The sequence below is a fragment of the Acidovorax sp. GW835-FHT14B10 genome (assembly GCF_058793725.1).
The window spans coordinates 73,811-97,711 of sequence record NZ_JBXAGC010000008.1 but is presented as its reverse complement, the minus strand read 5'-3'; the positions used below and the strand labels follow the sequence as shown (position 1 = coordinate 97,711).

The following is a 23,901-nucleotide window of genomic DNA, read 5'->3' as shown; positions in this document are numbered from 1 at the left end:
TGCCATTTACAGCCGGGAGATCTGGCCGTTGTACAGACGTACCCGGTCGCCAGGGCGCAGGTCGCCCGGATGGCTCACGTCGTAGGAACGATACCCCCCCTGGTCGAGCTGAATCGAGATGCGGTAGCCCCGTACCTCACCGCCACCGGCATCGCGGTTGCGCCCTTCGATGGCATTTCCTGCCAATGCGCCACCGACCGCGCCCACCGCTGTGGCGGCAGTGCGGCCCGAGCCCCCACCCACTTGGTTGCCCAGCACCCCGCCCACCACGGCGCCCAGCACGGCACCGACACCGGTGGTCTGCCCCTGGCTGCGCGTTTGCAGCACCTCAATGTTGGCCACACGTCCATATTCAGTGCCCATGGGCTGGTTCGAATAGACCGGCGCATTGCTCTGGTACCCCCCGGAGGAATATCCGCCCGAAGGGTATTGGGCTGGATATTGCGACGGATAAGGCTGCTGCGGCGCACAGGCGGCCAGTGCTCCCAGCAAAAGGGCAGAGCTTGCCAGCGTGGCGAAACGTGTGATCTTGCGCATAGGGGTTCTCCTTGAAATATTCCAGTGGTGGCAGGCCGTGGCGAAGCCATTACCCTTGACCACCCGGTGAATCGATTGAAGCATGGACCCGAGGTTCCCCGGGACGGTGAAGTACGAACGCAAAGGTCGGCCTGGGGCGCTGCACCGCGTAGGAATGCGCCGACACACCGATGGCACAAAAACCGCCCCAGGGCCACCCGTTGCCGCTCACCCCTTGCCGGTGGAGCCGTAGCCGCCCTCGCCACGCGTGGTGGCCTCGAACTCGGTCACCACATTGAACTGCGCCTGCACCACAGGAACCATCACCAGCTGGGCCAACCGCTCCATGGGCTCCAGCGTGAAGGGCACCGTGCTGCGGTTCCAGGCACTGACCATGAGCTGCCCCTGGTAATCGCTGTCGATCAGCCCCACCAGATTGCCCAGGACGATGCCGTGCTTGTGTCCCAGCCCCGAGCGGGGCAGGATCAGCGCAGCGTAACCAGGATCTCGGATGAACACGGCGATGCCCGTGGGCACCAGATGCCAGGCATTGGGGGCCAGCACCAGGGGCGCATCCAGGCAGGCCCGCAGGTCCAGGCCCGCACTGCCCGGCGTGGCATAGGCCGGCAACTGTTCGGCCATGCGCGAATCGAGAATCTTGACGTCAATCTTCACTTCTTGCTTTCTGATGCGTAGTGGTGGAGTGCGGGAACATTCGGCGCCCGCCCGTGAGCGCTCGCACCGCATGAGAGTCGCAATGCCGGCGGTGCGCGCCACTGCCGTGCACCGGATGGACACCCACGGCATGCGCTTGCGCATTCACGGGGAAGGCAGGCGCCGGGCGATCTCGGCAATCAGCTGTTGGGCCAGTACACGCTTGGAAGCCCGTGGCATTTCGCAATGCCCCTGTGCATCCACCAGCAGCAGGGCGTTGTCGTCCTGCCCGAAGGTGGCGGGGCCGATATTGCCCACCAGCAGCGGCACGCCCTTGCGCTGGCGCTTGGCCGTGGCGTGCTGCAGCAGATCGTGGCTTTCGGCCGCGAACCCGACGCAATACAGGTCGCCCACCAGCGCATGCTGCGACTGGGCCACGGTCGCCAGGATGTCGGCGTTTTCGACAAAACCCAGCACCGGCATCTGGCCTGAACCATCCTTCTTGATCTTCTGGGTGGAGGGCATGGCAGGCCGCCAGTCGGCCACTGCCGCCGTTGCGATGAAAACAGAAGCTGTCTGCGCTCGCTGCTCAACCGCTGCAAGCATTTCCTGTGCCGATTGCACATCCACGCGGTGCACGCCGCGGGGCGTTGGCAGATGCACGGGCCCCGCGATCAAAACGACCTCGGCGCCCGCCTCCCGGGCGGCACGCGCAATGGCAAAGCCCATCTTGCCGCTCGACAGATTGGTGATGCCGCGCACCGGGTCGATCGCCTCAAAGGTCGGGCCCGCCGTGATCAGCACCTTGCGGCCAGACAGCAGCTTGGGCGAAAAAAAGGCCACCAGCTCGTCCAGCAGCTCCAGGGGTTCGAGCATGCGCCCGTCGCCCGTCTCGCCACAGGCCTGGTCGCCATTGCCCACGCCCAGCACCACGGCGCCATCCTGCGCCACCTGGGCCAGGTTGCGCTGGGTGGCCGGGTGGGCCCACATCTCGCGGTTCATGGCGGGCGCCAGCAGCAGCGGCACGCGCCCCGTGGGCCGCGCCAGGCACAGCAGGCTCAGCAATTCATCGGCCCGCCCCTGTGCCAGGCGCGCCACGAAGTCGGCGCTGCACGGCGCAATCACAATGGCATCGGCCTCGCGGCTCAGGTTGATGTGGGGCATGTTGTTGGCCTCGCGCGTGTCCCACTGCGATCCATAGACCGGCCGCCCCGACAAGGCCTGCATGGTCACCGGCGTGATGAATTGTTCCGCCGCCTCGGTCATCACCACCTGCACGGTGGCACCCTCCTTGATGAGCTGGCGGCACAAGTCAGCCGCCTTGTAGCAAGCCACGCCCCCGCTCAGACCCAGAACAATGTGTTTGCCAGCAAGCTCATTCATGGACGCGAATTTAGCAGACGGCAGAAGGCCCCGCCGCCGCCACTTGCCGGGGGCCCATCTATAATCCCGATTTCCCACCACCAAAAAAGACATGACCAAATTTGTCTTCGTCACCGGCGGTGTGGTGTCTTCCCTCGGTAAGGGAATCGCCTCAGCCTCCCTTGCCGCGATCCTCGAATCGCGGGGACTCAAAGTCACCCTCATCAAGCTTGACCCCTACATCAACGTAGATCCGGGCACCATGTCGCCGTTCCAGCACGGCGAGGTTTTCGTGACCGACGACGGCGCGGAAACCGATCTCGACCTGGGCCACTACGAGCGTTTCATTGAAACGCGCATGAAGAAGTCCAACAACTTCACCACCGGCAAGATTTACCAGTCGGTGCTCGAAAAAGAACGCCGTGGCGACTACCTGGGCAAGACCGTGCAGGTCATCCCGCATGTCACCAACGAAATTCAGGAATACATCAAGCGGGGTGCGGGCATTGGCACCGACGATGCGGTGGATGTGGCCATTTGCGAAGTGGGCGGCACCGTGGGCGATATCGAATCGCTGCCGTTCCTTGAGGCCGTGCGCCAGCTCAGCCTCAAGCTGGGCCCCAACAACTCGGCTTTTGTGCACCTCACCTACCTGCCCTGGATTGCCACGGCCGGCGAACTCAAGACCAAGCCTACGCAGCACACCGTGCAGGAGCTGCGCAAGATCGGCATTCAGCCCGACGCCCTGCTGTGCCGTGCACAAAAGCCGGTGCCTGAAGAAGAACGCGAGAAGATTTCGCTGTTCACCAACGTGCCCGAATGGGGCGTGATCAGCATGTGGGATGTGGACACCATCTACAAGGTGCCCCGCATGCTGCACGAGCAGGGCCTCGATGGCCTGATCTGCGACAAGCTGCGCCTGAACACCCCGCCCACCAGCCTCAAGCGCTGGGACGAGCTGGTGTATGAAACCGAGCACCCCCGGGGCGAAGTCACCATCGCCATGGTGGGCAAGTACGTGGATCTGTCGGACAGCTACAAGTCCGTCAACGAGGCGCTGCGCCACGCGGGCATGAAGAACCATGTGCGCGTGAAGATCGAGCACCTGGACTCCGAAACCATCGACCACGCGAACGCCGCTGCAAAACTGGCCCGGTACGACGCGATTCTGGTCCCCGGCGGCTTCGGCAGCCGCGGGGTGGAAGGCAAGATCAGCACCGCCCAGTTTGCCCGCGAGCACCAAGTGCCCTACCTGGGCATCTGCCTGGGGATGCAAGTGGCCACCATCGAATACGCGCGCCATGTGGCGGGCCTGGCCAACGCCAACAGCACCGAGTTCGACCCCGCAACGCCCCACCCCGTGATCGCCCTGATCACCGAGTGGAAGGACGCGGACGGCACCATCAAAAAACGCGACGAGAACTCGGACCTGGGTGGCACCATGCGCCTGGGCGCACAAAGCTCGGATGTGCAAAAGGGCTCGCTGGCCCACAGCATCTACGGCGACGTGGTGACCGAACGCCACCGCCACCGCTACGAAGCCAACGTGAACTACCTGGACCAGCTGCGCAAGGCGGGCCTGGTGATTTCGGCCCTGACGCAGCGCGAGCAGCTCACCGAAATCGTCGAGTTGCCCAGCGCTGTGCACCCCTGGTTCATCGGCGTGCAGTTCCACCCCGAGTTCAAATCGACGCCCTGGAACGGCCACCCGCTGTTCAATGCCTTCATCGAGGCGGCCGTGGAACACCAGAAGCAAGCGGCGAAAGCCTGAGGGAAACTACCATGCAACTGTGCGGATTCGACGTCGGCCTCGATCAGCGCTTTTTCCTGATCGCGGGCACCTGCTCCATTGAAGGCCTGCAGATGTCGCTGGACGTTGCCGGCCAGCTCAAGGAGGCCTGCACTGCGCTGGGCATTCCCCTGATCTACAAGGGCTCGTTCGACAAGGCCAACCGCTCGTCTGGCACCAGCCAGCGCGGCGTGGGGCTGGAGGCGGGCCTGAAGATCCTGGACGAGGTACGCCGCCAGTTGCAGCTGCCCATCCTGACCGATGTGCACGACGCATCCCAGGTGGCCGAAGTGGCCAGCGTGGTCGATGTGCTGCAAACGCCCGCCTTTCTGTGCCGCCAGACGGATTTCATCCGCGCCGTGGCACAAAGCGGCAAGCCGGTGAACATCAAGAAGGGCCAGTTCCTCGCGCCCTGGGACATGACGAACGTCATCGACAAGGCCCGCGCGGCCGCGGCGGAAGTGGGCCTGCCCCCAGACCGCTTTCTGGCCTGCGAGCGTGGCGTGAGCTTTGGCTACAACAACCTCGTGGCCGACATGACCAGCCTGGCTGAAATGCGCAAGTCCGGCGCGCCGGTGGTGTTTGACGTGACCCACTCGGTGCAAAAGCCCGGCGGCCTGGGCGCCGTGAGCGGCGGCGCCCGCGACATGGTGCCGGTGCTGGCCCGTGCCGGCGTGGCTGTGGGCGTGGCGGGTCTGTTCATGGAAACCCACCCCAAGCCCGCCGAGGCCTGGTCGGACGGACCGAACGCCGTGCCACTCCAGCACATGAGAGCCCTGCTGGAAACCCTGGTGGCGCTGGACGACGTGACCAAGAAGAGCGGGTTCCTTGAAAACCAATTCGACGCCTGATTGGCAGTATATTTTTGATAGCTAAAAGCGATTACTCCATAAGCGCTACAGGCCAAGATGGCCTGAAAAATTTGAAACTTCCCATCCAAGGAAAACCATGAGTGCCATTGTTGACATCGTAGGCCGCGAAGTGCTGGACAGCCGCGGCAATCCCACCGTCGAATGCGACGTGCTGCTCGAATCGGGCGTGATGGGCCGTGCGGCCGTGCCCTCGGGCGCATCCACCGGTTCGCGCGAAGCCATCGAGCTGCGCGACGGCGACAAGAGCCGCTACCTGGGCAAGGGCGTGCTCAAGGCCGTGGAGCACATCAACACCGAAATCTCCGAGGCCGTGCTGGGCCTGGACGCTTCGGAACAAGGCTTTCTGGACAAGACCCTGATCGACCTCGATGGCACCGAGAACAAGAGCCGCCTGGGTGCCAACGCCATGCTGGCCGTGTCGATGGCCGTGGCCCGCGCTGCGGCCGAAGAATCCGGCCTGCCGCTGTACCGCTACCTGGGCGGCATGGGCAGCATGCAACTGCCCGTGCCCATGATGAACGTCATCAACGGTGGTGCGCACGCCAACAACAGCCTTGATCTGCAGGAGTTCATGATCATCCCCGTGGGTGCACCGAGCTTTCGCGAGGCCGTGCGCTGGGGTGCCGAGGTGTTCCATGCGCTGAAAAAGATCATCCACGACAAGGGCATGAGCACCGCCGTGGGCGACGAAGGTGGCTTTGCGCCATCGGTGGAAAACCACGAAGCGGCGATCCAGCTCATTCTGCAGGCCATCGAAGCCGCCGGCTACACGGCAGGCGAGCAGATCGCCCTGGGCCTCGATTGCGCGGCCAGCGAGTTCTACCAGGACGGCATGTATGTGCTCGAAGGTGAGGGCGGCCTGAAGCTCACCGCCCAGCAATGGACCGACATGCTGGCATCGTGGTGCGACAAGTACCCCATCATCAGCATCGAAGACGGCATGCATGAAGGCGACTGGGACGGCTGGAAGATCCTGACCGAGCGCCTGGGCAAGAACGTGCAGCTGGTGGGCGACGACCTGTTCGTTACCAACACCAGGATCCTGAACGAAGGCATCGACAAGGGCATCGGCAATTCGATCCTCATCAAGATCAACCAGATCGGCACCCTGACCGAAACCTTTGCCGCCATCGAGATGGCCAAGCGCGCCGGCTACACCGCCGTGATCTCGCACCGCTCGGGTGAAACCGAAGACAGCACCATCGCCGACATCGCCGTAGGCACCAATGCCGGCCAGATCAAGACCGGCTCGCTGTCGCGCTCGGACCGCATCGCCAAGTACAACCAGCTGCTGCGCATCGAAGAAGACCTGGGTGAAATCGCCCACTACCCTGGCCGCACCGCGTTCTACAACCTGCGTTGAACCGTGCCAACCGCCTGGCTCCGCTGCGCTCGCCCCACGGCCCCCGTGCGCCCTGGGGCGGCAGGGCAGCGGCTGGGTGAAACGAATGGCATGCCCCCCCTTTCCGGGCGTACCATTTAAGCCATGGTGTCCCGTCTCGTTCCCATTGTCCTGCTGGCCCTGCTGGCAGCCCTGCACGCCCAGCTCTGGCTGGGGCGGGGCAGCATTCCGCGCGTGCAGGAGATGCAGCGCCAGCTGGCCACGCAGACGGCCGCCAACGACCAGGCCCGCCAGGCGAATGAACGCCTGAACTCCGAGGTGCACGACCTCAAGGAGGGGCTGGACATGGTGGAAGAAAAGGCACGCAGCGAGCTGGGCATGGTCAAGCCCAACGAGGTCTACGTGCAATACACGCCCCGCTGAACCGCTGCGCATCCCCAGTGCCTGTGCCGCAGACCATTGCCCTGCTGGGAGCCCCTGGCACCGGCGCGGCCGAACTGGCCGAAACCCTCAAGCTCCGTCTCGCCGATTCTGCGCTCACGGTTCGGGCCATTGCACTGGCAGACGCCCCGTATCTGCCCGACGCGATGCACCGCACCCTGCACAGCGCCGCCATCACCTTGCTGATGGGCCTGGACGCCCCCTGCCCCGCACCCGAACAAGCGCGGCGCGAGGCCTTCGACGCACGCCTTCGCCTCCTGTTGGCAGATGCCGCTGTGCGCTACCAGGTGGTGTACGGCCGGGGGAGAAGACGCATCGACAATGCCTTGAACGCTATTGAATCAGTAGCAACAAAAGTGCGATCAACAAGCGCAAGAAACCAGCTTGATGACAAACCGATGCGCCTGCGCGCCTGGGATTGCGAGAAATGCAGCGACCCCGACTGCGAGCACCGCCTGTTCAGTGCCCTCGCCGGCCGGGACACGGCCCAACGCGTCGCAGGGCTTACTGGATTCCGGGAGACACCGGAGGCTGGCTGACGGCCGGCGAGACAAAGATCTGCGCCGCATCCACCGCGTCGAAGCGGTACTGCTGCCCACAGAATTCGCAGCCCACCTCGACATCGTCGCGCTCGGCCAGAATGCTCTCGATCTCGTCCCGGCCCAGGTTGCGCAGCATGTTGCCCACGCGTTCGCGGCTGCAACTGCACGCAAAGCGAGGGCCGGTACTGCCCTGCTGCGGCTCGAAACGCAGCAGCGTTTCTTCCCAGAAGAGGCGGCGCAGGATGGTGTCCACATCCAGGGTCAGCAGTTCCTCGCGGGTCAGACTCGATGCCAGGTGGGCAATGCGGTTGTAGTCCTCGTTGCGGCCGATCTGGTCTTCATTCTCGCGGTGCGTCAGGCCTGCCGCCAAGTTGCCCTCACCCTTGAGGGGCATGCGCTGGATCAGCAGGCCGGCCGCCACGGTGTCGTTGGCAGCCAGCACCAGCACCGTATCGAGCTGCTCGGACTGCAGCATGTAGTGCTGCAGCACATCCGACAGGCGCTCCAGCTTTTCATGCTGATCGCCATGCAATGGCACCACGCCCTGGTAGGGTTGCTGGCCCGGATGGCGGTCCTTGGGGTCGAGCGTGATGGCGCAGCGCCCGCCGCCCGCCACATTGAGCATCTGGCTCAGGCGAGCGCCGTCGGCCACGGGGCCGTTGACCGTGGCGGTGGCACGCAGGCTCAGGTCGGACTGCACCTCGGCCACGGCCAGCTTGACGGGGCCGTCGCCAAACACCTGCAGCACCAGTGCACCGTTGAACTTGATGTTCGACTGCATCAGCACGCCAGCGGCGGCCATTTCGCCCAGCAGTTCGCGCACAGGTGCGGGATAGGGGCCGGTGGCGGTGTTGCTGGCGCGGCGCTGCAGGATGTCGGTCCAGGCCTCGGTCAGGCGCACCAGCATGCCGCGCACGGGCATGCCATCGAAAAGAAACTTGTGGAGTTCAGACACGCAGGGAATTCCCGGAGAAATAATCGGCAGCGGCATTCAGCCGATTTTGTGCAGGCCGTTTTGAAAGCGGCGTGCGTTGTCCATGTAGTGCCGGGCACTCTGGCGCAGGCCCTCGATCTGCTCGGGGCTGAGTTCGCGCACGGCTCGGGCGGGGCTGCCGATGATCATGGAACCATCCGCAAACTCCTTGCCCTCGGTCACCAGCGCGCCCGCGCCCACCAGGCAGTTCTTGCCGATCCTGGCACCATTGAGCACGATGGCGCCGATGCCGATCAGCGTTTCGTCGCCAATGGTGCAACCGTGCAGCATGACCTGGTGGCCCACGGTCACGCGCTCGCCCACCACCAGCGGCTTGCCGAAATCGGCATGCAGCACGCTCGCGTCCTGGATGTTGGAGCCCGCACCGATGGTGATGGCCTCCGTATCGCCGCGCACCACGGTGCCAAACCACACGCTGGCGTCCTCGCCCAGCGTGACGTTGCCGATCACCTGCGCGCTGTCGGCCACCCAGGCCGAGTCCGCCACGCGGGGAACCGCGCCATCGAGTTCGTAAATCGCCATGCACCACACTCCGTAAAAAGGGATCTGCCTGTTGGTTACAGAGCATGTGCTCTGGCCCGCAGTGCAGGGCCTAGAATTGTAAGGATGGAGCTTCGCCAACGTGCACTGCAGGTTTTGTGCCTCTCAGACCCAGAACAAAAAACGGCCGCAGCGCTTGATCTTCATGCGCGAGAAGCTACTTTTTCAATAGCAGAACAAACCCCCACTGCCCCGGTGGATGCCAGCGCCCTCCCCGGCCATCCCGAGCGCCCGGCATTGCTGCGTCACACCGAGGTCGCACGCCGCTCCCCGGCCACGGCCGAAGGCCGCGCCGTTCTCATCCACGCCATCGCGCACATCGAGTTCAACGCCATCAACCTGGCCCTCGATGCGGTCTGGCGCTTTGACGGCATGCCGCGGGCCTATTACCTCGACTGGTTGCGCGTGGCGGCCGAAGAGGCCCGGCATTTTCTGCTGCTGCGCGACCACCTGCGCCGCCAGGGCCATGACTACGGCGATTTCCCGGCCCACCAGGGCCTGTGGACCATGTGCGAGAAGACCCAGCACGACATCGTGGCCCGCATGGCCCTGGTGCCGCGCACCATGGAAGCGCGCGGGCTCGATGCCACGCCGCAAATACAGCGCAAGCTGCGCCAGGTGGGCACGCCCGATGCCCTGGCAGCCGCAGGCATTCTCGACACCATCCTGCACGATGAGGTGGGCCACGTAGCCATTGGCAACCACTGGTACCGCTGGCTGTGCGCGCGCCAGGGGCTGGACCCCGAAACCCTGTACGGCGAGCTGGTGCGCCAGTACGAGGCGCCGCGGCTCAAGCCACCGTTCAACGAGGCCGCGCGCCGCAGAGCGGGCTTTACCGAAGCCGAATTGCTGTGGTTGCAGCAGGGCTGATCGAGACACCCCGATCACCGATTTTTTCCACCATCACCAGAGGCCACGTCTGTTCTCCTGCGCGGGCACCGAAGACCTGGTGGGCAGGAAACTCATTTTGTCCATGGCACCCACGAAAGCCTGACGGGGCCACCTCGAACGGGTGGACCCCGACAAGGTCGTGCTCGAAATCCCCCTGGGCCACACCGCTGGCGCCGAGGTGGCCGTCTGTTCCAGGGATACTGGTTCGCCCGCCCCGCGCTCATCGAGCGCCAAACGGCTCCCGGCCTCGCAGGCCAGCATCATCCATCGCATCCACCTGGTGCACAAGCAGGCCGGCAAAGCAACCTGGCCCATCTGCAGGCACTGGCCTGGGTGGACCAGCGCACGGCTTGATCTCCCTGGCAGCGGCCCCGGTCTAGAATGCCCCGGAACCTCTCCCGCAACCCCTTACCAGCGTACCCATGTCGAGCATCCACGAACACGACATCCCGGAAGCCGCAGTCGCCGCATCCGATGGCACAGAGAACGAAAATCTGGTCATCATCGCGCGCCAGGCCATCGTGGATGCCAACCGTGCGGTCTATGGCTACGAGCTGTTCGACCGCACCACGGCATCGAACTCCCACACCGCCGCCAGCGATGCCGCGCTGCTGTTCAATGCCCTGTCGCATGCCGGCACCGAAGCCCTGGTCGGCAAGAAAACGGTGTTCATCAACTGCACGCACGAAAGCCTGGCAGGCGGTCATCTGGAGCTCATCCACCCCGACAAGGTGGTGCTGGAGGTTCCCCCGCTTGCCGATAGCGCCACGGCCAAGGACATCGAAGCCCGGGTTGCCACGCTGGACGCCCTGCGCACCCGCGGTTTCCGGCTGGCATTCGACCAGAACGTGCTCAAGCGCAGCTACGTATCGTGGTTGCCGCTGGCAGGCTTCATCAAGCTGGACATGCAGGCCTTCAAGCCCGAACTGGCGGGCCTGCTGGTCAAATTTGCCAGTATCCACAGCCAGGCCACGCTGGTGGCGGAGAAAGTGGAAACCTCCGAGCAGTACCAGCTGATGGCGGACCTGGGTGTCCAGCTGTTCCAGGGCTACTGGTTCGCCAAACCCTCGCTGGTCAAGGCCACCACCATCCGCCCTTCCCGGGCGACCATCATCCAGTTGATCAACCTGGTGCACAAACAGGCCAGCACCGCTGAAATTGAAGACCTGCTCAAGAAAGACCCCACGCTGTCTTTCAACCTGCTGCGCTTCATCAACTCCTCGGGCTTTGGCCTGTCGTGCGAGGTCACCTCGTTCCGCCATGCGGTAATGATCCTGGGGCTCAAAAAACTGTTCCGCTGGGCCGCCTTGCTCATGACCACCTCGCGCGCTGGCGGCGCACCGCTGGCCATAGGAACCACGGCGGTGGTGCGGGGCCGGATCATGGAACTGCTGGCGGCCGAACTGCTGGCCCCCGAGGAATGCGACAACGCCTTCGTCGTGGGCGTTTTCTCGCTGCTCGATGTGATGCTGGGCGTGCCGCTCGAAAAAGCCCTCGCATCGGTGGCCTTGCCAGAGACCGTGACGGATGCGCTGCTGCATGGCACTGGCGTGTTTGCGCCGTTTCTTGAACTCACGAAGGCCTGCGAAAGCGGCGACGAAGTGGCATTCGCCAAGGCAGCGGAGGCCCTGCACCTGTCCAACCGCCAAGTCAACTGGGCCCACCTGCAGGCCCTGACCTGGGCCGAGAGCCTGGGCGAAGAGTAATCCGGCGGCGGCGCCGCCGCCCCGATGCGCACCGCCCGGACGGAGCCGCAGCGGATTGCGCCCTGAGCCCTGGGCTCAGTTGCCCTGGATACCGGCACTGCGGATGATGCGGGCGTTGTTCTCGGATTCCAGCGCAATCTGGCGGGCAAACGCGGCCGCCGTTCCACCCGTTGGCACGTTGTCGGTGGCATCAAGCTTGTTGCGGATGTCGGGCTGCGCCAGCGCCTTGTTGAATTCGGCATTGAGCCGGGCCAGCACGGCGGCAGGGGTCTGAGCCGGCGCATAGACGCCGAACAGCGATGACATGTTCGCGGCAGGCAGCCCCAGCTCCGCCAACGTGGGCACATCAGGCAGGCTGTCGAGCCGCGCGGGCGCGCCCACCGCCAGGGCCTTGAGCTTGCCCGACTTCACATGCTGCAGCACGGCCGGGCCGGCATTGGTGGAAAGCACCTCGAACTGCCCGCCGAGCGCGTCGTTCATCTGCTGGCCACCGCCCTTGTAGGGCACGTGGGTGATTTGCACCTGGGCGCTGGCCATGATTTGCTCCAGCATGATGTGGCCCAGCGAGGCCGGGCCCGACGTGGTCCAGCGAATCTCGCCAGGTTTGGCGCGCGCGGTGGCCAGCAGATCGCGGAAGTCGCGCGCCTTGCTGGCGGGTGTGCCCAGCAGCAGCACCGGCGAATACATCACGCTGATCACGGGGGCAATGTCTTTTTGCGGATCAAAGGGCGACTTGCCCAGGTGCGGGTTGAGCGCCAGCGGACTGATGGAGGCAAAACCCAGGGTGTAGCCATCAGGGGCGGCCTTGGCCACCGCATCCACGCCAATGCTGCCGCTGGCGCCCGCCTTGTTTTCAATCACCACCGCGGTGCCCAGCTGCACCGCCAGCTTGTCCGCCAGCGCGCGCGCCACCGTGTCGCTCACCCCTCCTGCGGGGTAGGCCACCACGATGCGGATGGGTTTGGCGGGCCAGGCTGCCGGTTGCGATTGGGCATGGCCCAGGGGCGCCAGGGCACTCAGGCACAGGGAAGTCAGCAGGCGGCGACGGCTTTGGAATGGCATTGCGGGGCTTTCAGGAATCGGGAAGCGGTCGATTTTCGCGCAGGTCACGGGGCTGCGCCCGCGTACGCTTCACCCCCGAGGATGGTGGCGTTCGTGCAGCGCCTTCAGGCGCTCGCGTGCCACATGGGTGTAGATGGTGGTGGTGGAGATATCGACATGGCCCAGCAGCAGTTGCACCACCCGCAGATCTGCGCCATGGTTGAGCAGATGGGTGGCGAAGGCATGGCGCAGCGTGTGCGGCGACAGTGGCACCGTGATGCCCGCCACCGCCGCCCATTTCTTGACGATCATCCAGAAACTCACGCGCGTCATGCCGCAGCCGCGCTGGGTGACAAACAGGTCCTCGGTCTGTTGCCCGCCCAGGATCACGCCGCGCGATTCCTGCAGGTAGCGCTCGATCCATAGCCGGGCCTCCTCGCCAAACGGCACCAGGCGTTCCTTGCTGCCCTTGCCCATCACCCGCAGCACGCCTTCATTCAGGCCGAGTTGAAAGGTCTTGAGCGTGACCAGCTCGGTCACGCGCAGGCCGCTGGCATACATCAGCTCCAGCATGGTGCGGTCGCGCAGGCCCAGCGGGGTGCCCACGTCGGGGGCGTTCAGCAAGGCCTCGACCTGCGCCTGCGACAGGGTTTTGGGCACCCGCAGCGGCTGGCGCGCCGCCTCCAGCCGCACCGTGGGATCGGCGCCGATGCGCCGCTCGCGCAGCGCCCAGTGAAAATAACGCCGCAGCACCGTCAGGCGCCGGTTGGCCGACGTGGCCCGCGTCTGGGCATGGCGCTCGGCAAAATAGGCCTGCAGATGGTGCTCGGCCGTGCCATCCAGCGCCAGTGCGGGCTGCTGCTGCGCCAGCCAGGTGGCATACAGCGTGAGGTCGCGCCGGTAGGCCGCCAGCGTGTTGCGCGCCAGGCCGTCTTCCAGCCACAAGGCATCCACAAAAGTATCAATGGCGGTCAGGCTGGCTGCAAGCATGTAAAAACCATAGCACGTAAAAAAGCCGCCCGGGGTGCGGGCGGCTGCAGGGGACACGATGGGGGATTATTCCAGCGTGAGTTTCTGCTTGGCCACCACATCCTTGTACACCGCGTACTCGGCCTTGATCTGCGCGCTGAACTGCTCCGGCGTGTTGCCTACGATGAGCGAGCCCGTGTCTTCAATGCGCTTTTTCACGGCCGGGTCATCCAGCACCTGGCGCACGGCGGCATGGATCTTGTCGACGATATCCTTGGGCAGCCCCTTGGGGCCCACGATGCCGTAGTAGGCCATGCGGTTCACCGGCTCCAGGCCCAGCTCCTTGAAGGTGGGCACATTGGGCAGGGCCGCCACGCGCTGGGGTGCTGCCACCACGATGGGCACCAGGCGGTTTTCCTTGATGAAAGGCAGCGCCGAGGGCAGATTGTCAAAGATCATGGGCACCTGGCCAGCCACGGTGTCGTTCAGTGCGGGGCCTGCACCGCGGTAGGGGATGTGGGTCACGAAGGTGCCCGAGAGGTTCTTGTACAGCTCCATCTGCAGGTGGCCGATGCCGCCCGTGCCCGACGAGGCATACGAGTATTTGCCGGGCGACTTCTTGACCTCGGCCACGAACGACTTGTAGTCCTTGGCTGAGAAGCTGGGGTGCACCGCAATGATGTTGGGCGTGGCCGCGATGTTGATGATGGGCGTGAAATCGGTCAGCGGGTTGTACGGCGTCTTGGGGTTGATGGCCGGGTTGGCCGCCGTGGTGGACACCGTGGCCACACCGAGCGTGTAGCCATCGGGGGCCGACTTGGCCGTTTCGTTGGCGCCCACGATGCCGCCGCCGCCCGACTTGTTTTCCACGATCACGCTCTGGCCCAGCGCACGGCCCAGCGGGTCGGCAATGACGCGGGCGATGATGTCGGTGGTGCCGCCGGGTGCAAAGGGCACCTGCAGCTTGATGATCTTGGTGGGATAGCCCTGGGCCGCGGCGGTGCCAGCAGCGGCCGCGAGGGTGAGAGCGAGCCATTGACGACGATGCATTCAGTTCTCCTTTGTGAGGGTGACAGACCGGCCAATGGTATGCGCAATACGCGTATACCTCGCCCATGGATTCCCCATCGGGGCTAACCCTCAGCCCACGGCAGCATCAGGTATTCTCGGCGCCGTGAATTACGCCCAGCTCCTTCTCCCCGACTTCACCCTCATCCTCTTTGGCTACTTGGTCTGCCGCTACACCGCCCTGAACCGTTCGGTCTGGCAGCCGGTGGAGAGCCTGGTGTATTACCTGCTGTTTCCCGTGCTGTTGTTCCAGTCCATCGTGAGAAGCCCGGTGGACATCGGCGCCGCTTCGGGTCTGATTGGCGCGGGCCTGCTCTCGGGCCTGGCCGGCATTGCACTCGCCTACAGCCTGCCGCACTGGCCCTGGCTCGGCAAGCGGCTGGACGCCCGTGACCATGCGGCCAGCGCCCAGGTGGCATTCCGCTTCAACTCCTTCATCGGCCTGGCGCTGGCCGAGCGGCTGGCCGGCGCGCAAGGCCTGCTGATGATTGCCGTGCTGATCGGTGTCTGCGTGCCCCTGTTCAACGTGGCCGCCGTGTGGCCCATGGCACGCCACGGCCAGCACGGCTTTGCGCGCGAGCTGCTGCGCAACCCGCTCATCATTGCCACCGCATCGGGGCTGGTGGCCAACCTGCTGGGCTTTCGCATCCCCATATGGCTGGAACCCACCGTGAGCCGCATCAGCGCCGCCTCGCTGGCGTTGGGGCTGATGGCGGCGGGCGCGGGCATGCAGTTCGGCCTGCTCACGCGCAGCAAGATGCTGAGCACCGCCGTGCTGTCCATCCGCCACCTGGCGCAGCCGCTCATTGCCTTCGGCATGGCGCGCCTGTTCGACCTTAACCCGGTGCAGACCACCGTGCTGCTGGCTTTTTCGGCCCTGCCCACCGCATCCACCTGCTACGTGCTGGCGGCGCGCATGGGCTACAACGGGCCCTATGTGGCCGGGCTGGTGACGCTTTCAACCCTGCTGGGCATGGTCAGCCTGCCCTTTGCGCTGGGGTTTTTGCGATGAATGCCCAGGCATGCACCCCCGACGCACGCGGCCCCAGCCCCCGCACGCCGGCACGCTGTTAACCACTTTATGAATGGCCCCGGAATGGCCCCCCCGTTTTGATAGCCGCCAGCGCTTACCCTGAAAGCGCTAGCGACACGTATCATTCAAGATCCAGCGCCCAGGCCACATGCTCGCGCACCAGCGCGCTGGCGTCCTCGGCCCGCGACTGCAGCGCCGCACGCAGGGCCTCATCGCCCGTGGCGTGCAGAGCGTTGCCCAGCGCCACGGCCAGGTTGCGCAGCCAGCGCTCATGGCCGATGCGGCGGATGGGGCCGCCCTCGGTCATGCGCAAAAAGGTGGCTTCGTCCCAGGCAAACAGGTGCACCAGCTGCTGGCCGGCCAGCCCCTTGCGCTCGTCAAAATCCGGCAGGCGGCTGACCTGCGCGAACTTGTTCCAGGGGCAGATCAGCTGGCAGTCGTCGCAACCATAGATGCGGTTGCCCATCAGCGGGCGCAGCTCCACAGGTATCGGCCCCGCGTGCTCGATGGTGAGGTAGGAGATGCAGCGCCGCGCATCCAGCCGGTGCGGCGCAATGATGGCCTGCGTGGGGCACACATCCATGCAGGCGCTGCAGCTGCCGCAGTGCGCGCTGACGGGCTCGCTCGGCGGCAGGGCCATGTCCACATAGATCTCGCCCAGGAAAAACATCGAACCCGCCTCGCGGTTGAGCACCAGCGTGTGCTTGCCGCGCCAGCCCTGGCCGCTGCGCGAGGCCAGTTCGGCCTCCAGCACCGGCGCCGAATCGGTGAACACGCGGTGGCCAAAAGGGCCTATGGCCTCGGCAATGCGGTCGCTGAGCTTTTGCAGGCGCGCGCGCAGCACCTTGTGGTAGTCGCGCCCCCGGGCATACACCGACACAATGCCCTCCTCGGGGCGCGAAAGGCGCGCCAGCTCGACGGCCTGCCAGCCCTCGGACGTCTGCACTGGCGTGTCGCGCGGCAGGTAATCCATGCGCGCGGTGATCACGCTCACGGTGCCCGGCACCAGCTCGGCCGGGCGGGCGCGCTTGAGGCCGTGCGCGGCCATGTAATGCATGTCGCCATGGAACCCTTGCGCCAGCCATTGCATCAACCCGGGCTCGGACGCAGACAAATCCACCCCCGCCACGCCAATTTGGGAAAATCCCAGTTCGCGGGCCCAATCCCGCAATTGAGGAACGAGTTGACTGTTGCACCACATATCGGCCGGATTGTAGAAACTGCCACCGCCGAGGCCCCCGCCAATACCCCGCGCGTGCTGACCTGGCATGGCGAGGACGACACGGCGGTGTTTGCCCGTGCCCTGGCCGCGCAGCCCCTGCTGGCCAATGCCTTCATCACGCTGCATGGCGACCTGGGCGCCGGCAAGACCACCCTCGTGCGCCACCTGCTGCGCGCCCTGGGCGTGCAGGGGCGCATCAAAAGCCCCACCTACGCCGTGGTTGAACCGCACGAAGCCCCGGGCCTGGCGATCTGGCACTTTGACTTCTACCGCTTTGACGACCCGCGCGAATGGGAAGATGCAGGTTTCCGAGATATTTTTGCCAGCCCGGGCCTCAAGCTGGCAGAATGGCCAGAAAAGGCTGCGGCGCTTACCCCGCTTGCGGACCTTGCTATACACATTGAAGCAATTGACGACACCGAGAGGAAAGTCACGCTGCATGCCCCCACACCCCTGGGCCGCAGCCTGCTGCAAGGAATGACCGCATGACCCCTGCCCCCGACCAGCCACGGCCTGCAACGCCTTCCGTCCCATCGCGCCGCACCCTGCTGCAGGCCGGCAGCCTGGTGCTGCTGCTGGGCGCGCAGCAGATAGCGCGGGGCGCCACGATCGTGGCGGTGCGCGTATGGCCCGCACCCGAGTATTCGCGCGTCACCATCGAATCCGACGGACAACTGACCACCAAGCAAGTGTTCGTCACCACCCCGCCCCGTCTGGCAGTGGACATCGATGGCATCGACCTCAGCCCCGAACTGCGCGAACTGGTGGCCAAGGTCAAGGCCGACGACCCCAACATTGCCGGCATCCGCGTGGGCCAGAACACGCCAGGGGTGGTGCGCCTGGTGATCGATCTCAAGCAAGCCGCCATGCCCCAGGTCTTCACGCTGACGCCCGTGGCCGCCTACGGCCACCGGCTGGTGCTGGACCTGTACCCCGCACAGCCCGTGGACCCGCTGGAAGCCCTGATTGCCGAGCGCCTGCGGGATGCACCTGCGGCCCCGGCTGTGGCCACAGCGCCCGCCGGCACCCGGGCCGGCGCGGCGCAGCATACCGTGGCCACAGCCTCGCCCTCCGCCGAAAAAGACCCCCTGGGCGAGCTGATGACCCAGCGCGCCACGCGCGCGCTGCCACCCGAAGCGCCACCGACCCCGGCCGTAGCCGCAGCCCCAGCGCAGCCCACCACGCCGCCGTCCCGCCATACCGCCAGCCCAGGGGCCAGCACCACGCAGACCGACCGCATCATCATCGTGGCGCTGGACCCCGGCCATGGCGGCGAAGACCCGGGCGCCATCGGCCCGGCCGGCACCCGCGAGAAAGACGTGGTGCTGCGCGTGGCCCACCTGCTGCGCGACCGCATCAACGCCACCACCGTGGGCGGCAACCCCATGCGCGCCTACCTCACGCGCGATGGCGACTACTTCGTGCCGCTGGGCACCCGCGTCGAGAAGGCACGGCGCGTGCAGGCCGACCTGTTTGTCAGCATCCACGCCGACGCCTTCACCACGCCCGCAGCGCGCGGTGCCAGCGTGTTTGCACTGAGCCAGGGCGGCGCCTCCAGCACCGCCGCGCGCTGGCTGGCGAACAAGGAAAACCAGGCCGACCTGGTCGGTGGCCTGAACGTGCAGTCGAAAGACCGGCATGTGCAGCGCGCCCTGCTGGACATGAGCACCACGGCGCAGATCAACGACAGCCTCAAGCTGGGCACCGTGCTGCTGGGCGAAATCGGCAACGTGGGCAAGCTGCACAAGCCGCGCGTGGAACAGGCCGGCTTTGCCGTGCTCAAGGCTCCCGACATTCCGAGCGTGCTGGTCGAAACCGCCTTCATCAGCAACCCCGAGGAAGAAGCGCGCCTGCGCAGCAGCGCCTACCAGGTGCAGCTGGCGGACGCGCTGATGCGCGGCATCACGCGCTATTTCGCCAAGAACCCGCCGCTGGCGCGCAGCCGGTCGGTTTAGGGCAACGATGAACAAGTCCCTCACGTGCCGCGCATCCCTGTTTTGGGCGCGCGCCATCGCGGGGACTTGTTCAGCGTCGCCTGGGGGCGGGTCCATTCATCCGGCTGCACAGGAGACACCCCATGGCACTTCCCCACACCCCTTCCGGCCAGGTCGTCAGTGTCCTTCCGCTCGGCGACCGCCTGGCACAGGCCACCTCCAGCGCCATCCTCAAGGCCGGCCAGCTGGAAGTCATGCGCGTGGTGCTGCGTTCCGGCAAGAGCATGCGCGAGCACCACACCCCCGGTGAAGCGACCGTGCAGTGCCTCGAAGGCACGGTGGAGTTCAAGGCCGGCGGCGACACGCACATGCTGCGCGCGGGCGATCTGGTGCACCTGCAGCCACGGGCGCTGCATGCCCTGACGGCCGTCGAAGATGCCTCGCTGCTGGTCACCCTCTGCCTGGCACCGGGCTGAGCACCGGCACGCGCCCGGCACCCCGGGTCTGCCCTCCAGCCCACAGTGGCGCCCCTGTCCTACACCGTCCGGTCGGTGCTGCTTACAGCGCTGCATCCACTGGCGCGCGATAGTGGGGCCGTGGCCCTGCGGTGGCCCTGATGGCCTTGCCGCCACGGTCTTTCCACAGCACTTTCAAAGGATTCTCGCCATGAATATCCGTCTCGCTCTTGCCACCTCTGTCTGCGCTGCCACCCTGGCCCTGGGTGGATGCGCCGCCAACCCCACCAATGCCCAGATCGGTACCGGCGTAGGCGCCGTGGTCGGGGGCGTTGCCGGCAACGCCGTGCTGGGCGGCACACTGGGCACCGTGGGCGGTGCCGCCGCTGGCGCACTGATTGGCAACGAACTCGGCAAGGACCGCGATCAGTCCAAGCCCCGCCGCTGATTCAGTGCCACAAAAAACAAGGGCCTGGCGCCCTCAGACCGCGTTGGCCTTGCGGCCCGCACGCCAGGCACCAAAGATGGCCATCAAGCCAGGAATGAAGATCATGGCCCAGATGATCTTGTCCAGGTTGTCCTTCACCCAGGCGAAGTTGCCAAAGAAATAGCCAGCAGAGCAGATCCCCAACACCCAGAGCAGGGCGCCACCGACATTGAAGGCGGTGAACTTGGCCCGCCCCATCTGTGCCACGCCGGCCACGAACGGTGCGAACGTACGAATGAACGGCATGAAGCGTGCAATCACGATGGTGATGCCGCCATAGCGTTCGTAAAAATCATGGGCCTGGTTGAACGCCCGCCGGTTGAACCAGCGCGAGTCCTCCCACTGGAACACCTTGGGGCCAAAGTAGCGGCCAATCGAATAGTTGCACTGGTCGCCCAGGATGGCCGCGGCGATCAGCACGGCGCAGGCGAGCGGAAAACTCATCATCCCTGCACCGCACAGCGCGCCCACGATGAACAGCAGCGAGTCGCCCGGCAGAAACGGCATGACCACCACGCCGGTTTCCACAAACACGATCAGGAACAGCAGGGCATACACCCAGGCCCCATAGCTGGCGACAAAGGCTTCGAGGTATTTGTCGACATGCAGGATGAAGTCGATCAGAAAAGTCACTAATTCCATGGAGGTTCCGGCAACACAAAGGCAGCGCGCATTATCCCCATCGGCCCGTGCCGCCCCGCCCGATGTCCCTGCGCGGCCCCACCCTAAAATCGCCCGGTGAACGACACCACCCTCTCCCCACCGCCCCGCCGCCCCATCCGCGACCTGCCCGACGAACTCATCAGCCAGATCGCTGCTGGCGAGGTGGTGGAGCGCCCGGCCTCCGTGGTGCGCGAACTGGTGGACAACGCGCTCGACTCGGGTGCCACGCAGATCACCGTGCGCCTGCTGGCTGGCGGCGTGCGGCTGATCGCCGTGGAAGACGACGGTTGCGGCATTCCGCAGGAAGAGCTGCCCATTGCCCTGCGCCGCCACGCCACCAGCAAGATCACCAGCCTGAGCGACCTCGAAACCGTGGCCACCATGGGCTTTCGGGGCGAGGCGCTGGCCGCCATCGGCTCGGTGTCCGAAATGGCGCTGCTGTCGCGCCCCGCATACCAGCCGGGCGCCTTCATGCTCGATGCCCGCAGCGGCGAGCTGCGCCCGACGGCGCGCGGCACTGGCACCACGGTCGAGGTGAAAGAGCTTTTTTTCTCCACCCCCGCGCGCCGCAAGTTCTTGAAGACCGACGCCACCGAGCTGGCCCACTGCATCGAATCGGTGCGCCGCCACGCGCTGGCGCGGCCCGATGTGGGCTTTGCCATCTGGCACGAGGGCAAGCTGGTGGAGCAGTGGCGCGCCACCTTCGTGCCGGGCGACGCCCACCTGCAGGACGCCCTGGCGCGCCGCCTGGCCGATGTGCTGGGCGACGACTTTGTGGCGCAGTCGGTGGCCGTGCAGCACCGCGCGGGGCCCATCACCGTGACCGGCCGCGCAGGCCTGCCCGACGCCGCCCGCTCGCGCGCCGACCAGCAGTACTGCTATGTCAACGGCCGCTTCGTGCGCGACAAGGTGCTCACGCACGCCGCGCGCAGCGCCTACGAAGACGTGCTGCATGGCCACAAGCAGCCGGTGTATGCGCTGTATGTGGAGATCGACCCGGCCCGCGTGGATGTGAACGTGCACCCCACCAAGATCGAGGTGCGCTTTCGTGACAGCCGCGAGGTGCACCAGGCCGTGCGCCACGCGGTCGAAAACGCGCTGGCCGCCCCGCGCGCCGCCGCACTGGCCGCCGGGGCATCGCCCCCCCCCGAAACGGCTGCCGCCCCCGGCGGCGCCGAGGACTTCACGCCAAAACAGCCGTTAGCGCAGATTTGGCAAGCGCAAGCAGCTATCCAATTTGAAGAACGCGGCCACCATGTAGCCGACCTGCAGGCCCTGTGGGGACCGAAAAAGGACAGCGTGCCTGCCGGGACCACCGCGCCGCAGTCGGACTGGATGGCCGCCCGCAGCAGTGAGCAGACGGACACCCTGCCCCCGTCCCCGGCGCCCATTCCCCTCAACCCCCGCAACAGCGACGAAGCCATCTGGCCGCTGGGCCGCGCGGTGGCCCAGCTTCACGGCGTGTACATTCTGGCCGAGAACGCGCAGGGCATGGTGGTGGTGGACATGCATGCCGCCCACGAGCGCATCGTCTACGAGCGCCTCAAGGCCCAGGTGGACAGCGGCGCCCGCATTGCCAGCCAGCCCCTGCTGATTCCAGCCACGTTTGCCGCCACCCCCGAAGAGGTGGCCACCGCCGAGGCGTCGGCCGAGGTGCTGGTCACGCTGGGACTGGAGGTGGTGCCCTTCTCTCCCAAGACCCTGGCCGTGCGCGCCGTGCCCACCACGCTGGCCACAGCGTCAGGGTTTGGCGACCCGGTGGAGCTGGCCCGCAGCGTGCTGGCCGAACTGGCCACCCACGACGCCAGCACCGTGGTGCAACGCGCGCGCAATGAAATCCTGGGCACCATGGCCTGCCACGGCGCCGTGCGCGCCAACCGCAAGCTCACCATCGACGAGATGAACGCGCTGCTGCGGCAGATGGAAACCACCGACCGGTCGGACCAGTGCAACCATGGCCGCCCCACCTGGCGCCAGCTGAGCATGAAGGAACTGGACGCGCTGTTCCTGCGCGGCCGATAACCGCTCCACGGGCCGGCAAAGGTCAGAAAAGAAAATCGGCCCCGAAGGGCCAACAGAGCGATCAAGCGAAGCGCTGCCATCGCGCCGGCACGGCCGAACGCCAGCGCTCCCGCGCAAGGGCCGCCCCGCCGCGCTGGGAGCGTCCCCCTTTGGGGGATGGCGCGCAGCGCCTCAGGGGGCTTCAATTCTCCCGCGCGGCCTTGGCGTGGTCCGGGAAGTCGCTGAACACGCCATCCACGCCCAGATCGAAGAACAGCTTGTATTCGGCCTTGGGGTCGCCCTTGAAGTCCGATGCCAGGCGCTTGGCCTCGCTGCGGAAGGTGTAGGCGTGCACGAACAGGCCGGCGGCGTGGGCGTCCTTCACCACGCTGGTGGGCGCCATCATCACGCGGTCGCGGTCGTCGATCTTGCCGTCGCCGTTGAGGTCGTCCGGCTTGCCGTCGCTGTTGGCGTCCACCTGCCTGGAAGGAATGAGATAAGGTTTCCAGGGGCCCACGCCGTCGGCATAGGTCTTCACTTCCTTCAGCCCCGCGGGGGTGAGCAGGCTGGCGAAGGTGCGTGCATCACCCGCCACGGCAAAGTCGTAAGGCTTGTCATAGGGAGCTGTCAGATCCATGCTGCCGTTGGCGTTGACGTCGTTGGCATCCACCAGTTGCACCAGGCGGACCTGCGTCTTGGTGCGCAGGTATTGGAGGTTGGACACCTCGAACGACTGCACGATCACGGGCGACGCCTTGGTGGTGTAGCCGTACCTGGCCAGTGTGGCCAGCAGGCGGTCTTCGAGCTTCAGGCCCAGGTTGACGTGGTAGGTGGGGTGCTTGGTTTCAGGGTACACGCCCACCGTGCGGCCGGCCTTGGTGCCTTCGCTCCTGGCGAGGTCCAGCACTTCATCGAGCGTGGGGATCTGGTATTTGCCGTTCAACGACTGGTCGCGGTCGGCCATGGGCTGGATGGCGCGCAGGGTCTTGATTTCAGCCAGGGTGAAGTCCGAGGCAAACCAGCCCTCTTCTTCCACGCCGTCGACCACTTTCCTGGTCTTGCGGCTGGCAAATTCGGTGCGGGTGGACACATCGGTGGTGCCGGTGATGTTGGGCTCATGGCGGGCGATGAGCACACCATCCTTCGTAGCCACCAGATCGGGCTCGATGAAATCGGCACCCATCTCGATGGCCTTCCTGTAGCCTTCGAGCGTGTGGTCAGGCAGGTAGCCGCTGGCGCCGCGGTGCCCGATCACCAGGGGCCGCTCGCCGCGGGGCGTCGGGTAGTTCGGCCCATCGCTGCCGCCGCATGCCACCAGCGCAGTGGCCGTTGCCAGGACAAGCAGTCCGACTTTTGCAATTGGTTGTTGGCGCATCTCT

General features: G+C 65.8%; 24 protein-coding genes. 13 read left to right on the top strand and 11 right to left on the bottom strand.

The genetic code is table 11. The features are described 5' to 3' along the window. Window positions 1-6: 6 nt before the first annotated feature. The 3 genes from AC1Q5S_RS08440 to coaBC form a co-directional block, all read right to left on the bottom strand. On the bottom strand, window positions 7-537 hold the full coding sequence (locus tag AC1Q5S_RS08440; RefSeq protein WP_303833385.1) for an outer membrane lipoprotein: 531 nt from the start codon (window positions 535-537) through the stop codon (window positions 7-9). 207 nt (window positions 538-744) lie between these two features. Then, on the bottom strand, window positions 745-1,191 hold the full coding sequence (dut, locus tag AC1Q5S_RS08435) for a dUTP diphosphatase (protein WP_303833386.1): 447 nt from the start codon (window positions 1,189-1,191) through the stop codon (window positions 745-747). Between the two features lie 144 nt (window positions 1,192-1,335). Then, window positions 1,336-2,553: a bifunctional phosphopantothenoylcysteine decarboxylase/phosphopantothenate--cysteine ligase CoaBC gene (gene coaBC / locus AC1Q5S_RS08430; RefSeq protein ID WP_303833387.1), complete on the bottom strand. Its 1,218-nt coding sequence runs from the start codon at window positions 2,551-2,553 to the stop codon at window positions 1,336-1,338. Between the two features lie 91 nt (window positions 2,554-2,644). On the opposite strand from coaBC, the gene pyrG reads away from it, so the two are divergent. The 5 genes from pyrG to AC1Q5S_RS08405 all read left to right on the top strand — a co-directional run bounded on the left by pyrG (window position 2,645) and on the right by AC1Q5S_RS08405 (window position 7,515). Then, entirely contained in the window at window positions 2,645-4,303 is a 1,659-nt protein-coding gene (gene pyrG, locus AC1Q5S_RS08425; RefSeq protein ID WP_303833388.1) for a CTP synthase, read from the top strand. A gap of 11 nt (window positions 4,304-4,314) precedes the next feature. Further along, window positions 4,315-5,172, top strand: a complete 858-nt coding sequence (kdsA, locus tag AC1Q5S_RS08420) for a 3-deoxy-8-phosphooctulonate synthase (protein ID WP_492238625.1) — start codon at window positions 4,315-4,317, stop codon at window positions 5,170-5,172. Window positions 5,173-5,269: 97 nt separating this feature from the next. After that, complete coding sequence (gene eno / locus AC1Q5S_RS08415; RefSeq protein ID WP_303833391.1) at window positions 5,270-6,556, top strand: phosphopyruvate hydratase; 1,287 nt, start codon at window positions 5,270-5,272, stop codon at window positions 6,554-6,556. Window positions 6,557-6,679: 123 nt separating this feature from the next. Beyond that, window positions 6,680-6,958, top strand: a complete 279-nt coding sequence (locus AC1Q5S_RS08410) for a septum formation initiator family protein (RefSeq protein WP_303833392.1) — start codon at window positions 6,680-6,682, stop codon at window positions 6,956-6,958. A 17-nt stretch (window positions 6,959-6,975) separates the two neighbouring features. Beyond that, window positions 6,976-7,515 carry a hypothetical protein gene (locus AC1Q5S_RS08405; RefSeq protein WP_492238623.1) on the top strand — a complete coding sequence of 180 codons (540 nt, stop codon included), beginning with the start codon at window positions 6,976-6,978 and terminating at the stop codon, window positions 7,513-7,515. Here AC1Q5S_RS08405 and hslO read toward each other — a convergent pair. Together hslO and AC1Q5S_RS08395 are read right to left on the bottom strand one after the other, a co-directional pair. Beyond that, window positions 7,481-8,473: an Hsp33 family molecular chaperone HslO gene (gene hslO, locus AC1Q5S_RS08400; protein ID WP_303833395.1), complete on the bottom strand. Its 993-nt coding sequence runs from the start codon at window positions 8,471-8,473 to the stop codon at window positions 7,481-7,483. The genes AC1Q5S_RS08405 and hslO overlap by 35 nt on opposite strands. Before the next feature lie 36 nt (window positions 8,474-8,509). Continuing rightward, a complete protein-coding gene (locus tag AC1Q5S_RS08395; RefSeq protein ID WP_303833397.1) occupies window positions 8,510-9,034 on the bottom strand; it encodes a gamma carbonic anhydrase family protein in 525 nt (174 codons plus the stop codon). Between the two features lie 84 nt (window positions 9,035-9,118). On the opposite strand from AC1Q5S_RS08395, the gene AC1Q5S_RS08390 reads away from it, so the two are divergent. Both AC1Q5S_RS08390 and AC1Q5S_RS08385 read left to right on the top strand, forming a co-directional pair. Then, window positions 9,119-9,922, top strand: coding sequence for a ferritin-like domain-containing protein (locus AC1Q5S_RS08390; RefSeq protein ID WP_492238622.1), 804 nt, complete (start codon window positions 9,119-9,121; stop codon window positions 9,920-9,922). 443 nt (window positions 9,923-10,365) lie between these two features. After that, on the top strand, window positions 10,366-11,649 hold the full coding sequence (locus tag AC1Q5S_RS08385) for an EAL and HDOD domain-containing protein (RefSeq protein ID WP_492238621.1): 1,284 nt from the start codon (window positions 10,366-10,368) through the stop codon (window positions 11,647-11,649). A 75-nt stretch (window positions 11,650-11,724) separates the two neighbouring features. Here AC1Q5S_RS08385 and AC1Q5S_RS08380 read toward each other — a convergent pair whose 3' ends face one another. The 3 genes from AC1Q5S_RS08380 to AC1Q5S_RS08370 all read right to left on the bottom strand — a co-directional run bounded on the left by AC1Q5S_RS08380 (window position 11,725) and on the right by AC1Q5S_RS08370 (window position 14,709). Further along, entirely contained in the window at window positions 11,725-12,711 is a 987-nt protein-coding gene (locus AC1Q5S_RS08380; RefSeq protein WP_492238620.1) for a Bug family tripartite tricarboxylate transporter substrate binding protein, read from the bottom strand. 69 nt (window positions 12,712-12,780) lie between these two features. Next, window positions 12,781-13,680: a site-specific tyrosine recombinase XerD gene (xerD, locus tag AC1Q5S_RS08375; RefSeq protein ID WP_303833404.1), complete on the bottom strand. Its 900-nt coding sequence runs from the start codon at window positions 13,678-13,680 to the stop codon at window positions 12,781-12,783. Between the two features lie 66 nt (window positions 13,681-13,746). Beyond that, a complete protein-coding gene (locus AC1Q5S_RS08370; protein ID WP_492238619.1) occupies window positions 13,747-14,709 on the bottom strand; it encodes a tripartite tricarboxylate transporter substrate binding protein BugE in 963 nt (320 codons plus the stop codon). Window positions 14,710-14,833: 124 nt separating this feature from the next. Between AC1Q5S_RS08370 and AC1Q5S_RS08365 the strand changes: the two genes are divergently transcribed. After that, window positions 14,834-15,739: an AEC family transporter gene (locus AC1Q5S_RS08365; protein ID WP_303833408.1), complete on the top strand. Its 906-nt coding sequence runs from the start codon at window positions 14,834-14,836 to the stop codon at window positions 15,737-15,739. 142 nt (window positions 15,740-15,881) lie between these two features. On the opposite strand, the gene queG is transcribed toward AC1Q5S_RS08365, so the two are convergent. After that, window positions 15,882-16,961 (bottom strand): tRNA epoxyqueuosine(34) reductase QueG, encoded by a 1,080-nt coding sequence (gene queG / locus AC1Q5S_RS08360; protein ID WP_492238618.1) that lies wholly within the window; start codon window positions 16,959-16,961, stop codon window positions 15,882-15,884. On the opposite strand from queG, the gene tsaE reads away from it, so the two are divergent. From tsaE to AC1Q5S_RS08340, 4 genes are all read left to right on the top strand, one after another. Then, window positions 16,944-17,471: a tRNA (adenosine(37)-N6)-threonylcarbamoyltransferase complex ATPase subunit type 1 TsaE gene (gene tsaE, locus AC1Q5S_RS08355; RefSeq protein WP_303833410.1), complete on the top strand. Its 528-nt coding sequence runs from the start codon at window positions 16,944-16,946 to the stop codon at window positions 17,469-17,471. The two genes, queG and tsaE, sit on opposite strands and share 18 nt — an antisense overlap. Then, a complete protein-coding gene (locus AC1Q5S_RS08350; RefSeq protein ID WP_303833411.1) occupies window positions 17,468-18,937 on the top strand; it encodes an N-acetylmuramoyl-L-alanine amidase in 1,470 nt (489 codons plus the stop codon). The genes tsaE and AC1Q5S_RS08350 overlap by 4 nt, the downstream gene beginning before the upstream one ends. 122 nt (window positions 18,938-19,059) lie before the next feature. Then, complete coding sequence (locus tag AC1Q5S_RS08345; protein WP_303833413.1) at window positions 19,060-19,392, top strand: cupin domain-containing protein; 333 nt, start codon at window positions 19,060-19,062, stop codon at window positions 19,390-19,392. Between the two features lie 190 nt (window positions 19,393-19,582). Beyond that, window positions 19,583-19,819, top strand: coding sequence for a YMGG-like glycine zipper-containing protein (locus AC1Q5S_RS08340; RefSeq protein ID WP_303833414.1), 237 nt, complete (start codon window positions 19,583-19,585; stop codon window positions 19,817-19,819). 33 nt (window positions 19,820-19,852) lie between these two features. Here AC1Q5S_RS08340 and AC1Q5S_RS08335 read toward each other — a convergent pair whose 3' ends face one another. Beyond that, window positions 19,853-20,500, bottom strand: a complete 648-nt coding sequence (locus AC1Q5S_RS08335) for a DedA family protein (RefSeq protein WP_303833415.1) — start codon at window positions 20,498-20,500, stop codon at window positions 19,853-19,855. Window positions 20,501-20,596: 96 nt separating this feature from the next. Between AC1Q5S_RS08335 and mutL the strand changes: the two genes are divergently transcribed. After that, a complete protein-coding gene (mutL, locus tag AC1Q5S_RS08330; RefSeq protein ID WP_303833416.1) occupies window positions 20,597-22,543 on the top strand; it encodes a DNA mismatch repair endonuclease MutL in 1,947 nt (648 codons plus the stop codon). A 181-nt stretch (window positions 22,544-22,724) separates the two neighbouring features. Here mutL and AC1Q5S_RS08325 read toward each other — a convergent pair whose 3' ends face one another. Next, the gene (locus AC1Q5S_RS08325) at window positions 22,725-23,897 is read right to left on the bottom strand and encodes a glycerophosphodiester phosphodiesterase (protein WP_303833417.1); all 1,173 of its coding nucleotides are present in this window, start codon (window positions 23,895-23,897) and stop codon (window positions 22,725-22,727) included. Window positions 23,898-23,901: the final 4 nt, after the last annotated feature.